Origin of the sequence: Enterobacteriaceae endosymbiont of Donacia fulgens, assembly GCF_012567545.1 — a bacterium.
Taxonomy (GTDB): Bacteria; Pseudomonadota; Gammaproteobacteria; order Enterobacterales; family Enterobacteriaceae.
On sequence record NZ_CP046182.1, the window covers coordinates 213,256 to 229,380 of the forward strand.

The 16,125-nt window shown below is 20.8% G+C and carries 12 protein-coding genes; 6 read left to right on the top strand and 6 right to left on the bottom strand.

Going from position 1 to position 16,125, the window contains the following annotated elements; all coding sequences use genetic code 11:
* Positions 1-3: 3 nt before the first annotated feature.
* The 6 genes from cydB to lpdA all read left to right on the top strand — a co-directional run bounded on the left by cydB (position 4) and on the right by lpdA (position 9,080).
* Positions 4-1,149: a cytochrome d ubiquinol oxidase subunit II gene (gene cydB / locus GJU05_RS01010; protein ID WP_208753694.1), complete on the top strand. Its 1,146-nt coding sequence runs from the start codon at positions 4-6 to the stop codon at positions 1,147-1,149.
* Positions 1,150-1,195: 46 nt separating this feature from the next.
* Positions 1,196-1,282 carry a cytochrome bd oxidase small subunit, CydX/CbdX family gene (locus GJU05_RS02310; RefSeq protein WP_208753937.1) on the top strand — a complete coding sequence of 29 codons (87 nt, stop codon included), beginning with the start codon at positions 1,196-1,198 and terminating at the stop codon, positions 1,280-1,282.
* A gap of 233 nt (positions 1,283-1,515) precedes the next feature.
* The gene (gene parE / locus GJU05_RS01020; protein ID WP_208753695.1) at positions 1,516-3,435 is read left to right on the top strand and encodes a DNA topoisomerase IV subunit B; all 1,920 of its coding nucleotides are present in this window, start codon (positions 1,516-1,518) and stop codon (positions 3,433-3,435) included.
* 186 nt (positions 3,436-3,621) lie between these two features.
* Positions 3,622-6,288 carry a pyruvate dehydrogenase (acetyl-transferring), homodimeric type gene (gene aceE, locus GJU05_RS01025; protein ID WP_208753696.1) on the top strand — a complete coding sequence of 889 codons (2,667 nt, stop codon included), beginning with the start codon at positions 3,622-3,624 and terminating at the stop codon, positions 6,286-6,288.
* A 12-nt stretch (positions 6,289-6,300) separates the two neighbouring features.
* Positions 6,301-7,611, top strand: a complete 1,311-nt coding sequence (locus GJU05_RS01030) for a 2-oxo acid dehydrogenase subunit E2 (RefSeq protein ID WP_208753697.1) — start codon at positions 6,301-6,303, stop codon at positions 7,609-7,611.
* 50 nt (positions 7,612-7,661) lie between these two features.
* On the top strand, positions 7,662-9,080 hold the full coding sequence (gene lpdA, locus GJU05_RS01035) for a dihydrolipoyl dehydrogenase (RefSeq protein WP_208753698.1): 1,419 nt from the start codon (positions 7,662-7,664) through the stop codon (positions 9,078-9,080).
* Between the two features lie 94 nt (positions 9,081-9,174).
* Here the strand turns inward: lpdA and dapE are convergent, their stop codons facing one another.
* From dapE to GJU05_RS01065, 6 genes are all read right to left on the bottom strand, one after another.
* Positions 9,175-10,350 carry a succinyl-diaminopimelate desuccinylase gene (dapE, locus tag GJU05_RS01040; protein ID WP_208753699.1) on the bottom strand — a complete coding sequence of 392 codons (1,176 nt, stop codon included), beginning with the start codon at positions 10,348-10,350 and terminating at the stop codon, positions 9,175-9,177.
* A 26-nt stretch (positions 10,351-10,376) separates the two neighbouring features.
* On the bottom strand, positions 10,377-12,710 hold the full coding sequence (lon, locus tag GJU05_RS01045) for an endopeptidase La (RefSeq protein ID WP_208753700.1): 2,334 nt from the start codon (positions 12,708-12,710) through the stop codon (positions 10,377-10,379).
* Between the two features lie 54 nt (positions 12,711-12,764).
* A complete protein-coding gene (gene clpX / locus GJU05_RS01050) occupies positions 12,765-14,024 on the bottom strand; it encodes an ATP-dependent Clp protease ATP-binding subunit ClpX (protein WP_208753701.1) in 1,260 nt (419 codons plus the stop codon).
* A 73-nt stretch (positions 14,025-14,097) separates the two neighbouring features.
* Positions 14,098-14,724, bottom strand: coding sequence for an ATP-dependent Clp endopeptidase proteolytic subunit ClpP (gene clpP / locus GJU05_RS01055; RefSeq protein ID WP_208753702.1), 627 nt, complete (start codon positions 14,722-14,724; stop codon positions 14,098-14,100).
* Between the two features lie 54 nt (positions 14,725-14,778).
* A complete protein-coding gene (locus GJU05_RS01060; protein WP_208753703.1) occupies positions 14,779-15,069 on the bottom strand; it encodes a BolA family protein in 291 nt (96 codons plus the stop codon).
* 96 nt (positions 15,070-15,165) lie between these two features.
* Positions 15,166-15,942 (bottom strand): inositol monophosphatase family protein, encoded by a 777-nt coding sequence (locus GJU05_RS01065; protein WP_208753704.1) that lies wholly within the window; start codon positions 15,940-15,942, stop codon positions 15,166-15,168.
* Positions 15,943-16,125: the final 183 nt, after the last annotated feature.

Consider the following 16,125-nt stretch of genomic DNA (forward strand, 5'->3'; position numbering starts at 1 on the left):
TAAATGTTAAATTATGAATTTTTATGTTTAATTTGGTCTATAATAATTGGTGTATTAATTACAGGATTTATAATTACTGATGGATTAGATATGGGAGTTGGTATTTTATTATTTATAATAGGTAAAAATAATATTGAACGTAGAATTATGATAAATACTATTGCTCCTCATTGGGATGGAAACCAAGTATGGTTAATTACAACTGGAGGTGCATTATTTGCTGCATGGCCTATTGTTTATGCAACAATATTTTCTCATTTTTATATAATGATGATATTATTATTAATATCATTATTTTTACGACCTGTAGGTTTTGAATATCGTTCGAAAGTTAAAAATAAAATATGGCAAAAAATTTGTGATTTGTGTATTTCAATAGGAAGTATAATACCCCCAGCTATTATTGGAATAATATTAAGTAATATATTAAAAGGGATTCCATTTTATATTGATAATTACTATCATATACATTCTCAAGGAGATTTTTTTAAACTATTTAATTTATCTAGCATTATTATTAGTTTTACAACTATAGTTTTAATTGTAAATCACGCTGCAGCTTATTTACAAATAAGAATAAAAGATACTAATATTAATAATAGATTAAAAAAAATATTAAAGTTTTCTTCTATATTATTATTAATATTTTTTATTTTATCTTTTATAAATATTTTATTTTTTATGAAAGGATATAAAATTAATTCTTTTATTCATAAAGAAACAAATCTCTTTTATGAAAAAAATTATCATATTATTTATAAAAAAAAAGCATGGATATCTAATTTTCAAAATCATAAATATTTATTTTTAATACCTTTATTAAGTATAATTTTACCATTTTTAACAATGTTATCATCTATATATAAAAAGTTATTAATAACATTAATATGTTCTTCTTTAACTATAATTAGTATTAACTTAAGTATTGGGATTATAATGTTTCCTTTTATTCTTCCTTCAAATATAAACTATAATCAAAGTTTAACAATTTGGAATGCTACATCAAGTCAATTAACACTAAATATAATGTTATATATAGTTATTATATTTATGCCTATTGTTTTATTTTATACTTTTTGGTGTTATAAAAAAATGTTTTTTTATCTTAATAAAGAAAAGATTAAAAAAAAATCTGATTTTTATTATTAAAAGTAAAATAATTATAAATTTTTTTTTAATTAATGGATAATGAAAAATGTGGTATTTAATATGGTTATTAATAATGTTATTTACATGTAGTTTTACTATTTTAATAGTTTTAAAAAAAGAATCTAAAAAATAGATATCTAAAATTTTTTAATTATAAAATAGAAAATAAAATAGATAATTTATTTTTTTTGAATAATTATGTTATAATAAGTAAGAATTTTACTTTATATATTCAAAATTTAATATAATATAATTATTTAAAATTATTAAATTAATTTATTTATATAAAAAATTTATTAAAATTAATTGACTTAAAATGGATTTTTTTTATATTTTAAATATAAAATTATTATATACTTAATAAAAATGAACCATTTAAATCAATATAACGCAGATTCAATAGAAGTTTTAGAAGGTTTAGATCCTGTAAGACGTCGACCTGGTATGTATACTGATCTTACTAGACCTAATCATTTAGCTCAAGAAGTAATAGATAATAGTGTAGATGAAGCATTAGCTGGTTATGCAAAAAATATTTTTGTTACTTTATATAAAGATCAATCATTAGAAGTTATTGATGATGGTAGAGGTATGCCTACTGATATACATTCTAGAGAAGGTATTCCAGCTATTGAACTTATATTATGTCGATTGCATGCTGGAGGAAAGTTTTCTAATAAAAATTATCATTTTTCTGGAGGATTACATGGTGTAGGTATTTCTGTGGTTAATGCATTATCAAAAAGAATGGAAGTTAGTATTTTTCGTAAAAATAAAATCTATAAAATAGTTTTTGAAAATGGATATAAAACTAAAAATCTTTCATTTTACGAAAATATGAATAATCAAAAAAATGGTACAAAAATTAGGTTTTGGCCTAATGAAAAATTTTTTGAACATCATACTTTTTTAATTTCTAATTTAATTAATTTATTAAAAGCAAAAGCAGTTTTATGTTCAAATTTAAAAGTATGTTTTACAAATAAAAATACTAATGATTATTATTGTTGGAATTATAAACAAGGATTATCAGAATATTTAATTAATTCTGTAAAAAATATAATTACAATACCAAGTTCCCCTTTTATTGGGGAATATTTTAATAATACTAAACATTTAAATTGGGCTTTATTTTGGATTCCAGAAAATAATAATAATATTATTACTGAAAGTTATGTTAATTTAATCCCTACTACTTATGGGGGTACACATGTAAATGGATTACGTTTAGGATTATTAGATGCAATACGTCATTTTTGTAATTTTCATAATATGTTACCCAGAAATATAAAACTAATAGGAGAAGATATTTGGTATCAATGTTCTTATGTGTTATCTATTAAAATTCAAGATCCTCAATTTACAGGTCAAACAAAAGAACGTTTATCTTCTAGACAATGTACTATATTTGTTGCAAACATAGTAAGAGATTCTTTTATTCTTTGGTTAAATCAAAATTTTAAAATTAGTTCTATTTTAATTGATCTTTTTATTACAAATGCTCAAAAACGTATTAGAGAATCCAAAAAATTTATAAAAAAAAAAAATTATAACACAAACTCAATTTTACCAAATAAATTATCTGATTGTATTATTCATAATAAAAAAACAACAGAACTTTTTTTAGTAGAAGGTGATTCTGCGGGAGGTTCAGCAAAGCAAGCAAGAAATAAAAATTTTCAAGCTGTGATGCCATTAAAAGGAAAAATTTTAAATACATGGGAAATAAATTCTGAAGAAATTTTATCTTCACAAGAAATATATGATATTTCTTTAGCAATAGGAATTTATCCAAATAATGAAGATTTAAAAAAATTAAGATATAACAAAATTTGTATTTTAGCAGATGCAGATTCAGATGGATTACATATTGCTACTTTATTATGTGCTTTATTTATAAAACATTTTTTACCATTAGTAAAAAACGGACATATTTATGTTGCAATGCCTCCTTTGTATCGAATAGATTTAGGAAAAAAAATTTTTTATGCTTTAGATGAAAATGAAAAAAGTAAAATTTTAAAACAAAATTATATTAAAAACGATAAACAACAAATAAATGTACAAAGATTTAAAGGATTAGGAGAAATGAACCCAACTCAATTAAGAGAAACAACTTTTAATCCTAATAGTCGTCGATTAATACAATTAGTATTAAATAATACTGATAAAGAAATTAAAAAAACATTTTCTTTAATGGATATGTTATTAGCCAAAAAAAGAGCGGAAGATCGTCGTAAATGGTTACAAGAAAAAGGTGATATTACAACAATAATAAATATTTAAATAATTAAAAATTAACAAAAAATTTATAAAATTAGTTTAAATAATTTTTATTTAAAAATTAATAATAAAATTTTATTTATTTATGATATTTTAATAAATTTTAATAAATAAAATATTTCATCATAAAATAATTAAAATTTAGTTATATATAATATAATTTATTTATCAAAATAAGGAATAATAACCATGTCAGATAATTATATTTTTTATAATGACGTGGATCCAATTGAAACAAATGATTGGATACAATCTATCGATTCTGTAATAAAAGAAGAAGGAATTGAAAGAGCTAAATTTTTATTAAAAAAAACTATAATACATCTTAATAAACATGGAATTAATTTTAATTTATATAATAATAATTATGTAAATTCTATTTCTAGAAAACAAGATAATATTTATCCTGGAAATTTAATTTTAGAAGAAAAAATAAGATCTGTTATTAGATGGAATGCAATAATGATTATTTTAAGAGCTTCTAAAAAAAATTTAGATTTAGGTGGGCATATTTCTTCTTATCAATCATCTTCATATATATACGAAGTTTGTTTTAATCATTTTTTTAAAGCATATAATAATCAAAATAATGGAGATATTATTTACTTTCAAGGACATATATCTCCTGGAATATATGCTAGATCATTTGTTGAAGGAAGGATAAGTGTTAATCATCTAAATAATTTTCGTCAAGAAGTTTTTGGTAAAGGATTATCTTCATATCCTCATCCTAAACTTATGCCTAATTTTTGGCAATTTCCTACTGTTTCTATGGGATTAGGACCAATATCTGCAATATATCAAGCTAAATTTATTAAATATTTAGAAAATAGAGAATTACAAAAAAAAATAAATAGAAAAATTTTTGCATTTTTAGGCGATGGAGAAATGGATGAACCAGAATCTAAAGGAGCTATAAATATAGCTGTAAGAGAAAAATTAGATAATTTAATTTTTGTAATAAATTGTAATTTACAAAGATTAGATGGCCCTGTATATGGTAATGGAAAAATTATTAATGAATTAGAGAATATTTTTAAAGGAGCTGGTTGGGAAGTTATTAAAGTTATCTGGGGTAATACTTGGGAAAATTTATTATTAAAAGATAAAACTGGTAAATTAATTGAATTAATTAATAATACTTTAGATGGAGATTTTCAAAATTTTAATTCTAAAAATGGATCTTATATTAGAAAAAATTTTTTTGGCAAATTTCCAGAAACATTAGAACTTGTTAAAAATCTTTCTGATCAAGAAATAGAAAAATTAAGTTATGGAGGTCATGATCCTAAAAAAATTTATACAGCTTTTAAAAAAGCCTATGAAATAAAAAATAAACCTATAGTAATATTATTTCATACAATAAAAGGTTTTGGTTTAGGTAAAATAGCTGAAAGTAAAAATATTGCTCATCAAATTAAAAAAATTGATATTAATACAATAAAATATATACGTGATAATTTACATATTCCTATTAATGATAAAGATTTATATAAATTACCTTATTTATCTTTTAAAAAGAATTCTTTAGAATTTAAATATTTACATAATCAACGTAAAAAATTAGGAGGATATGTTCCATCTCGAAGAATAAATTTTACAGAGAAATTAATTTTACCTAAATTAGAAGATTTTAATATTTTGTTTAAGAAACAAGATAAAATATCTACAACAATTATATTTGTACGTATATTAAATATATTACTTAGAAATAAAAATATTAGTAATAGAATAGTACCAATAATAGCTGATGAAGCTCGTACATTTGGTATGGAGGGATTATTTCGACAAATAGGGATATATAACTCAAATGGTTTAAAATATACTCCTCAGGATAAATCTTTATTAACATATTATAAAGAAGATATAAAAGGACAAATCTTACAAGAAGGAATAAATGAATCGGGAGCATTTGCATCATGGTTAGCTGCTGCTACTTCTTATTCTACAAATAATTTTCCTATGATCCCGTTTTATATCTATTATTCTATATTTGGTTTTCAACGAATTGGAGATTTTTGTTGGGCTGCTGGGGATCAACAAGCTAGAGGATTTTTAATTGGAGCAACTTCAGGGCGTACTACTTTAAATGGAGAAGGGTTACAACATGAAGATGGACATAGTCATATTCATTCTTTAACAATTCCTAATTGTATTTCATATGATCCTACTTATGCATATGAATTAGCTGTTATTATACATAATGGTTTAAAAAGAATGTATGGTAAAAAACAAGAAAATATATATTATTATATAACTACTATGAATGAATTTTATAATATGCCTACAATGAATATAAAAAATATAAATGGTATTTGTAAAGGTATATATAAAATTTCTTCTAAAAAAAATATTATAAATAAAATTACTATACAATTATTAGGTTCCGGGGCAATATTACGTAATATGTTTAAAGCTGCTAATATATTATATTATGAATATAATATTAATTCAGATATTTTTAGTGTAACTTCTTTTACTGAAATTGCTAGAGAAGGACAAGATTGTGATCATTGGAATCTATTACATCCTTTTGAAAAACGTCGTATTCCTTATATTACAAATATAATGAAAAATTATCCAACAGTAGCTGCAACAGATTATATGAAACTTTTTGCAGAACAAATTCGTAAATATGTACCAACCAATAATTATTTTGTTTTAGGTACTGATGGTTATGGTCGTTCTGATAGTCGTCAAAATTTACGTGATTTTTTTGAAATTAATGAGTTATATATAGTACTCGCTGTTTTAAATATATTATTAGATTTAAATCTAATTAATTTAAAAAAAATTTTATATTTTATTAAAAAATATAAAATTAATATAAATAAAGATAATCCTAGAACTTCATAAAAAAGGGATAATATGTATAAAAAAATAAAATTTCCTGATACAGGAATAGAGGAGATGAAGATTACTGATATTTTAGTAAAGGAAGGAGACGAAATTTTACAAGAACAATCGATTATTACAGTAGAAGGAGATAAAACATCTATAGAAATCCCTTCTACACAAAAAGGTATAATTAAAAAAATTTTTATAGCTGTAGGTAATAAAATACGTAAAGGAGATATAATATTAGAAATAATAAATAATGAAAATAATAATTTAACTATTAATTCTCATAAAATATTAGAAAATAAAAAAATAAAATTAGAAAATTTACATTTTTCTAATGAAAAAAATCAAAAAATAAAAAATTTTAATATTTTAGAAGAAAAAAATAACATAATTAAAAATAATAATTTTGAAAAAAATAAAATTTTAAATATAAAAAAGAAAAAATATATACATTCTTCACCAATTATAAGAAAAATGGCAAGAAAATTAAATATTAATTTAGAAAATATAAAAGGAAGTGGTTTAAAAAATAGAATTATTAAAGAAGATATATTAAAATATATTAATAATAATAAAAAATTAGAAAATAATAATTTTGAAAAATTTTCATCAATTTATACAAAATTTGGATCTTGTGAAGAAATTATTTTAAATAATATACAAAAAATTACTAGTAAAAATTTATCTAATAATTGGAAAAATATTCCTCATGTTACACAACATATTGAAACTGATATCACAGAATTAGAAAAATTTAGAATTAAAAAAAATAATGAATTTTATAAAAAACAAAAAAATATCAAGTTAACTTTATTAAGTTTTATGATTAAAATATGTGCACATGCATTAAAAAAATATCCTAATTTTAATTCTTCTTTATCTAATTCAAACCAAAATTTAATAATAAAAAAATATTTTAATATTGGTATTGCTATTAATACAAAAAAAGGTTTATTAGTTCCTGTAATTTTTGATGTTTTAAATAAAAGTATTAATGATTTATCTAAAATATTAATTAGTCTAGCTAATAAAGCAAAAAAAAATAAATTACATCCTCTTGATATGAAAGGAGGTTGTTTTACAATTTCTAATTTAGGACAATTTAAAGGTAGTTTTTTTACACCTATAATTAATGCGCCAGAAGTAGCAATTTTAGGTATTTCACAAGCAAACATAAAACCAATATGGGATAAAAATAATAATAAATTTATTCCAAAATTAATTTTACCATTATCATTATCTTATGATCATAGAGTAATTAATGGGGTTGAAGGTATTAACTTTTTAAATTACATTTGTATGTTAATATCTGATATTAGAAATATATTAATATAATTTTTTTTATAAATTAAAACATATCATTATTAATTAATAGAGATTATATCATGAATAATATAATAAAAACTCAAGTAGTTGTAATTGGTGGAGGACCTGCAGGATATTCTGCAGCTTTTCGTTGTAGTGATTTAGGATTAAAAACAATAATAGTTGAGAATTATAAGAATTTAGGTGGAGTTTGTTTAAATGTAGGTTGTATTCCCTCTAAAACATTATTACATATTGCAAAAATTATTAAAGAAAATCAAAATTTTTTAAAAAATGGAATATTTAATAATATTCCTGAAATTAATATTAATAATATTATTAAATTTAAATACAATACTATTAATAAATTAACAAATGGTTTAAATTTTCTTGCAAAAAGACGTAATGTAGAAATTATAAATGGTATGAGTTTTTTTGAAACAGAAAATTGTTTAAATATTATTCAATATGATAATAAAAATCTTCAAATTATATTTGAAAATGCCATAATAGCAACTGGTTCAAGTCCTATTAAACTACCATTCATTCCTTATGAAGATAATAGAATTTGGAACTCTACAGACGCATTATTTTTAAAAAACATTCCTAAAAAAATGATGATTTTAGGAAGTGGTATTATTGGTTTAGAAATGGCAACAATTTATCAATCTTTTGGTTCTAAAATAGATATAGTAGATATCTCAAATAATTTTTTACCAGAAGTTGATGATGATATTATTAAAGTATATAAAAAAAATATACAAAACAAATTTAATTTTTTATTAGGAACAAAAGTAATATCAATAGATAATAATAATTTATTACAAGTTCATATGACTAGTGATGATAATAAATCTATTTATTCAAAACAATATGATAATATTCTTATTGCTATAGGTAGAAAACCTAATTCTAATTATATTAATAAAAAATTTAATAAAATTAAAATTAATAATTATGGTTTTATTAATGTAGATAATCAAATGAGAACTAATATTCCTAATATATATGCAATAGGTGATGTTGTTGGAAATCCTATGCTTGCACATAAAGGAATTCATGAAGGACATTTAGCAGCTGAAGTCATTGCTGGTAAAAATCATTATTTTATCCCTAAAGTTATACCATCAATAGCTTATACTAATCCAGAAATAGCTTGGGTAGGTATAACAGAAAAAAAAGCTATAAAAAATAATATAGATTATAAAGTTTCTTCTTTTTCTTGGAATTCATTAGGAAGAGCAGTTTCTTCTGATGAATCAAACGGATTAACTAAATTAATTGTAGAAAAAAATTCTAGTAGAATTATAGGAGGTAGTATTATTGGATATAATGCCGGGGAATTATTAGGAGAAATAAGTTTAGCTATTGAGATGGGGTGTGATATAGAAGATATTGCCCTTACTATTCATGCTCATCCAACTTTTTATGAATCCATAGGTATAGCTGCAGAAATATATACAGGATCAGTAACAGATATTATTAATTATAATAAATAATTCTTATTATTATAAATTTATAATAATTTTTTAATAAAATAATCTTTTTTTTATTAAAAAAATTTTAAATAAATATTTTAATTCTAAAATAAATTTATTTTTTATTTTTTTTAAGAAGAAAAATTTCTTTTATTATTTTATAATATATTTTATATAAAATATATAAATCATTTATATTAACATGTTCATTTATTTTATGAATAGTTGAATTAATTAAACCTAATTCAATTATTTGTGCTTTTGTTTTTATTATAAAACGTCCATCAGAAGTTCCTCCATTATTAATTAAAGTTGGATATATATTATTAATTGAATAAATACTTTTTTTAACTATTTCTATTAAATTTTTTTCTTTTATATAATTTTTTGAAATACTTAAAAATGGTAATCCTGATAATTCCCATTTAATTTCATATTCAACTATATATTTTTTTATAATATTATTAAAAATTTCTAATATATTTTTATAACATATTTCATTATTAAAACGAAAATTTATAAATATAATAATATTTCCTGGTATTATATTATTATTTTTTATATCAGAACTAATTTTTGTTATTTGCATACTAGTTTCTGGAAATAAATTATTTTTTTTACTCCAGTTTATTAATATTAATTTATTAAGTAAAGGTATAACCATATGAATAGGATTTTTTGCTAAATTATGATATGCAACGTGTCCTTGTACACCTATTATTTTTAATTGAATATTTAATGATCCTCTTCTACCATTTTTAATATTATCTCCAATAATTTTATTACTTGTAGGTTCACCTAATATACAAAAATCCAATTTTTCTTTTTTTTCTAATAAATTATTTACTATTTTAGTAGTACCATTTTTTGCATTACCTTCTTCATCAGAAGTAATAAGAAAAGCTATACGTCCATTATAATTATGATATTTTGTAATAAATTTTTTAGCCGCAAAAATCATTGCGGCTAAAGAACCTTTCATATCACAAACTCCTCTACCATATAAAATATTATTATCTAAAATAGCTTTAAAGGGATTAAATTTCCATTTTGTAATTTCTCCAGGAGGAACTACATCAGTATGTCCAGCAAAAACTAAAGTATTATACATACTTTTATGTTTATTATGTATTGCCCAAAAATTTTTTGTATCCTTGATATTCATTAAATTTATATTAAAATTTAATTTTTTTAAAAATTTAATTAAAATATCTTGACATCCTGCATCATCAGGACTAATAGAATGACATTTAACAAGTTGTTTAGTTAAACTAATAATTTTTTTTAACATATAAAATTTTACTTTAAATTTAAATATTAATATGGTTTATTTTGTAAAGCTAATAGTAATACTTCTTCAATATTTTTTACTGTTAAAATTTTTAAATCTGTAATAATATTTTTTGGTATATCTTCTAAATTTTTTTTATTTTGTTCTGGTATTAAAACCATATTAATACCTCCTCTATGAGCAGCTAATAATTTTTCTTTTAATCCTCCAATAGCTAATACTTGACCTCTCAAAGTAATTTCCCCAGTCATAGCTATATTAGCTTTAACAGGATTATTAGTTAAACTAGAAACAAGAACTGTACACATAGATATACCTGCACTAGGTCCATCTTTAGGTGTAGCTCCTTCAGGAACATGTATATGAATATCTATATTTTTATATAATTCAATATTAATATTTAATTTTTTTGTTCTTGCTTTTACTACAGTTAAAGCTGTTTGTATTGATTCTTGCATAACTTCACCAAGAGATCCTGTATATGTTAATTTTCCTTTACCAGGTATACATACAGCTTCAATAGTTAATAATTCTCCTCCAACTTCTGTCCATGCTAATCCAGTAACTTGACCTACTAAATTTTGATTTTCTGCTTTACCATAATCAAATTTTTTTACACCTAAATATTTTTTTAAATTTGAACAATTTATTTCAATAGATTTAATATTTTTTTCTATTAAAATCGCTTTAACAGTTTTTCGACATAATTTAGATAATCCTCTTTCTAATCCTCTAACTCCTGATTCTCTAGTATAATATCTGATTATATCTATAATAGCATTATCATTGATAATTAATTCTTTTTCTTTTAAAGCATTACGATTAAATTGTTTTGGTAATAAATATTTTTTTGCTATATTTAATTTTTCATCTTCTGTATAACCTGTAATTTTAATAACTTCCATTCTATCTAAAAGAGGTAACGGTATATGTATAGAAGAATTTGAAGTTGCTACAAACATAACATTAGATAAATCATAATCTATTTCAAGATAATGATCATTAAAAGCAATATTTTGTTCTGGATCTAAAACTTCTAATAAAGCTGCTGCAGGATCTCCTCTCATATCATATGATATTTTATCAATTTCATCTAATAATAATAATGGATTTTTTACACCTACTTTTACCATTTTTTGAATAATTTTACCAGGCATAGAACCAATATATGTTCTACGATGACCTCTAATTTCCCCTTCATCTTTTATACCTCCTAATGCAATTTTAATAAATTTACGTCCTGTAGCTCTTGCAATTGATTTTCCCAAAGAAGTTTTTCCTACACCTGGAGGACCTACTAAACATAAAATAGGGCCTCTAATTTTATTAGATCTATTCTGAACAGCTAAATATTCTAAAATATGTTCTTTAACAGATTCTAAACCAAAATGATCTTGATCTAAAATTTTTTTTGCTTTACATAATTCTTTTTTTAATCTACTTTTTATATTCCATGGAATCTGGATCATCCATTCTATATATCCTCTAACTACTGTTGCTTCTGCAGACATAGGAGACATCATTTTTAATTTTCTTAATTCAGAATATGTTTTTTCTTTTGCTTCTTTAGGCATTTTTGCTAATTTTATTTTTTTTTTTAAAATTTCATTTTCATTAGGATGTTCATCAATTTCACCTAATTCTTTTTGAATAGCTTTCATTTGTTCATTTAAATAGTATTCTTTTTGACTTTTTTCCATTTGTTTTTTAACTCTATTACGGATCTTTTTTTCTATTTGTAATAAATCAATTTCAGATTCCATAATAGCCATTAAATATTCTAATCTTTCATTAATATTAAACATTTCTAATATTAATTGTTTATTAGCTAATTTTAAAGGAAGATGAGCTGCTATAGTATCTGCTAATTTAGCAGCTTCATTAATATTATTTAATGAATTTAATACTTCTGGAGGGATTTTTTTATTTAATTTTGTATATCTTTCAAATTGATTAATAGATGTTCTTATTAAAATTTCTTGTTCTTTAGTTTTAAGAATTGGAGAAGATAAATATTCTATTTGTGCTGTAAAATAATTATTATTATCAAATACAATAGTTAATTTTGCTCTTTGTAATCCTTCTACTAAAATTTTAACAGTACCATCAGGTAATTTTAACATTTGTAAAATAGAAGTAATTGTTCCAACACTAAATAAATCATTTAAACTAGGATTATCATTAGATGCATCTTTTTGTGCTACTAACATCACTTTTTTATCATTATTCATAGCAGCTTCTAAACAACGAATAGATTTATCTCTTCCAATAAATAAAGGAATTACCATATGAGGATATACAACTACATCACGTAATGGTAAAACAGGAATTACAATATTTTCTGAATTCTCAGAATTCATAAATTTCTCCCTTTATTAAAATATGTTAAAATTATATTTATATATATAAAATAATTAATTTTTTTTATATTTAATAATAGGTTCAGCTAAATTATTAATAACTTTACTATTAATTTTAATTTTATATATATTTTTTATTGAAGGCATATCATACATTATGTTTAACAATGCTTTTTCTAAAATAGATCTTAATCCTCTAGCTCCAGTATTTAATAAAATAGATTTTTTAGCAATTGCTTCAATTGCACTATTATCAAATTCTAATTTAATATTTTCATATTTAAATAAAGTTTTATATTGTTTAATAAGAGCATTTTTAGGTTTTAATAAGATTTGTACTAATTTTTTTTCATTAAGTTCATTTAATGCAACTCTAATAGGTAATCTTCCTATAAATTCTGGTATTAATCCAAATTTAATTAAATCTTCCGGAAGCATTTTTTTTAAAAGTTTATATTTATTTGTAACTTTATTAATATTTTTTTTTATTTTTGAATGAAATCCTATATTAGTAGATATATTAATTCTGTTAGAAACAATGTCTTCTAATCCATAAAAAGAACCAGCACAAATAAATAAAATATTTTTAGTATTTATTTGTATAAAATCTTGTTGGGGATGTTTACGTCCTCCTTTTGGAGGTACAGAAGCAATAGTACCTTCAATTAATTTTAATAAAGCTTGTTGAACCCCTTCTCCAGAAACATCTCTAGTAATAGATATATTTTCTGATTTACGTGCAATTTTATCAATCTCATCAATATATATTATACCATATTCTGTTCTTTTTATATCATAGTTAGCATTTTGTAATAATTTTTGTATAATATTTTCTACATCTTCTCCAACATATCCTGCTTCTGTTAAAGTAGTTGCATCTGTAATTACAAAAGGGACGTTAAGAAAACGTGCAAGTGTTTCAGCTAATAATGTTTTTCCACTTCCTGTTGGACCTAATAAAAGAATATTACTTTTTTCAATTATATTATCTTTTTTATTATAATTATTTAATTTTTTATAATGATTGTATACAGATACTGCAAGTATTTTTTTAGCCTGTGATTGACTAATAATATAATTATTTAAATAATTAAAAATTTTATGCGGAGTTATAAATTTTAAATCTTTATTTTGAAAAAAAATATTATTTTTATTTATATTTTCTTTTTCTAAAATATTATAATATAATTTAACACATTCATCACAAATAAAAACAGATTGGTCTCTTGAAATTATTTTTTTTACTTCATTTTGATTTCTTTTACAAAATGAACAATAAAATTTTATATTTAAATTCTCCTTATTATCTGTCATTAAAAACCTCATTTTAATAAAAAAAACAATAAATTTTATAATTATATTTTAAAAAATTTAAAAAATATAAATATTATTTTTTACTAGTAATAATATTATCTACTAAACCATATTCTATCGCTTCTTGAGCTGATAAAAATCTATCCCTATTTGTATCTTTTTCAATAATTGAAATAGATTTTCCTGTATGTAATGACATAAGCTTATTTATAGAATTTTTAATTCTTAAAATTTCTTGAGTATGAATTTCTATATCCGTTACTTGTCCTTGATAACTACCTATAGGTTGATGTATCATTATTCTGGAATTAGGTAAACAAAATCTTTTTTTTTTATTACCAGCAGCTAATAAAAAAGCAGCCATTGAACATGCTTGACCAATACAAAGTGTACTGATATCAGAATTTACAAATTGCATAGTGTCATAAATAGACATTCCTGATGTAATTATACCTCCTGGACTATTTATATATATAAATATATCTTTATGTGAATTTTCTGAATCTAAAAATAAAATCTGAGCAACTATTAAATTTGCCATATTATCTTCAATAGGTCCTGTTAAAAAGATAATACGTTCTTTTAAAAGTCTAGAATAAATGTCATATGATCTTTCACCTCTAGAAGTATTTTCAATTACAATTGGGATTGTATTAGTTTGATTTTTTTGAATAATTTTATTATTTTTTTTATATGACATTATTATCCTTTAATAAAAATGTTGTAAATTTTTTATAATTATAAAATAAAAATTTTATATATTCTGAATTTTTTCCCATTCAGATACTGTATAAGTATTTAATGATACTGAATGAATACTATTTATTTTTTTTCCTATAATATGATAAATTAATCTATGACGAGTAATTAATGATTTTTTAATAAAAAAATTACTTACAATAATAATTTCTAAATGTGTTATTAAATTTTTAATATCATTATTATTATTTTTTATATGATTATGATACTGACTATTATCATTAATTTTTAAAAATATAGGTTGTAATTTAGATATTATTTTTTTTTTTATTTTTTTTATAATCATTATTATTGTATTTCCAAGATATTTAATTATTATTAAATAGAGAAATTTTCTTATGTTAAGTATTTTAATATTATTAATAATAATTTATTTAATATTTTAAATATTAGAAATTACTAATTTTATAATATTAGAATTACCAGCTAATATATTTGAAGAATTTTTATAATTATAATTCCCTATAAAATCTGTTATTAATCCTCCTGATTCTTTTATTATTAATTCTCCAGCAAGTAAATAATTAAAATTTTTTACATTATTATTAATATAACAATTAATTTTATTTGCGGCTAAATAAGCTAAATCTAAAGATATAGAACCACTAATTCTGATTGAAATTAAATTATTTTCAAATAAATTAATTAAATTAATATTTTTTTTTTTAAAAAAAAAATAATTAGTATTTAAAGCAAATAACAAAAAATTATTTTTTTTGTATATATCACAACGTAATTTATATCCATTTAATTGAGCATTTTTACCTCTTATTGCAGTAAATAAATCATTTTTTAATGGATCATATATTAAAGCAATTTCTGTTTTTTCTTTTATACAAATAGCTATCGATATTGAAAAATGAGGTATTTTTTTTAAAAAATTCATAATTCCATCTAAAGGATTAATAATCCATATAGTTTTTTTATACTTAATAATAAAAAAATTTTCTTTATTTAAAATAATAATATTTTTTGAATATATATTATAAAATATTTTTGTAATTATATTAATTAAATTTTTATTAATTTTTTTTATAAATACATTACTATCATAATTATTATTAAATATATCGATATTTTGTATCTCATAATTTTTTATAATAAAATTTCCAATATTTCGTATTATACGTATAGCAATATTAAGCATTGGAGAACGCATATATTATTTCTCATTTATATTTATTATAATATTATAAATTAAATAATTAAATAACATTTTTTTTATTTTATAATAAAAAATTAATATTTAAAATATTTATTTTAATAAAAAATTTTTTATAAAAAATATTGTTTTTTTTTAAAAAACATATATTATTTAAAATAAATATTTTAAATAATTTAT

Excerpts from the sequence above, each read along its gene's own strand:
- cydB (WP_208753694.1), top strand. The coding sequence starts at position 4 with ATGTTAAATTATGAATTTTTATGTTTAATTTGGTCTATAATAATTGGT.
- GJU05_RS02310 (WP_208753937.1), top strand. The coding sequence starts at position 1,196 with ATGTGGTATTTAATATGGTTATTAATAATGTTATTTACATGTAGTTTT.
- parE (WP_208753695.1), top strand. The coding sequence starts at position 1,516 with ATGAACCATTTAAATCAATATAACGCAGATTCAATAGAAGTTTTAGAA.
- aceE (WP_208753696.1), top strand. The coding sequence starts at position 3,622 with ATGTCAGATAATTATATTTTTTATAATGACGTGGATCCAATTGAAACA.
- GJU05_RS01030 (WP_208753697.1), top strand. The coding sequence starts at position 6,301 with ATGTATAAAAAAATAAAATTTCCTGATACAGGAATAGAGGAGATGAAG.
- lpdA (WP_208753698.1), top strand. The coding sequence starts at position 7,662 with ATGAATAATATAATAAAAACTCAAGTAGTTGTAATTGGTGGAGGACCT.
- dapE (WP_208753699.1), bottom strand. The coding sequence starts at position 10,350 with ATGTTAAAAAAAATTATTAGTTTAACTAAACAACTTGTTAAATGTCAT.
- lon (WP_208753700.1), bottom strand. The coding sequence starts at position 12,710 with ATGAATTCTGAGAATTCAGAAAATATTGTAATTCCTGTTTTACCATTA.
- clpX (WP_208753701.1), bottom strand. The coding sequence starts at position 14,024 with ATGACAGATAATAAGGAGAATTTAAATATAAAATTTTATTGTTCATTT.
- clpP (WP_208753702.1), bottom strand. The coding sequence starts at position 14,724 with ATGTCATATAAAAAAAATAATAAAATTATTCAAAAAAATCAAACTAAT.
- GJU05_RS01060 (WP_208753703.1), bottom strand. The coding sequence starts at position 15,069 with ATGATTATAAAAAAAATAAAAAAAAAAATAATATCTAAATTACAACCT.
- GJU05_RS01065 (WP_208753704.1), bottom strand. The coding sequence starts at position 15,942 with ATGCGTTCTCCAATGCTTAATATTGCTATACGTATAATACGAAATATT.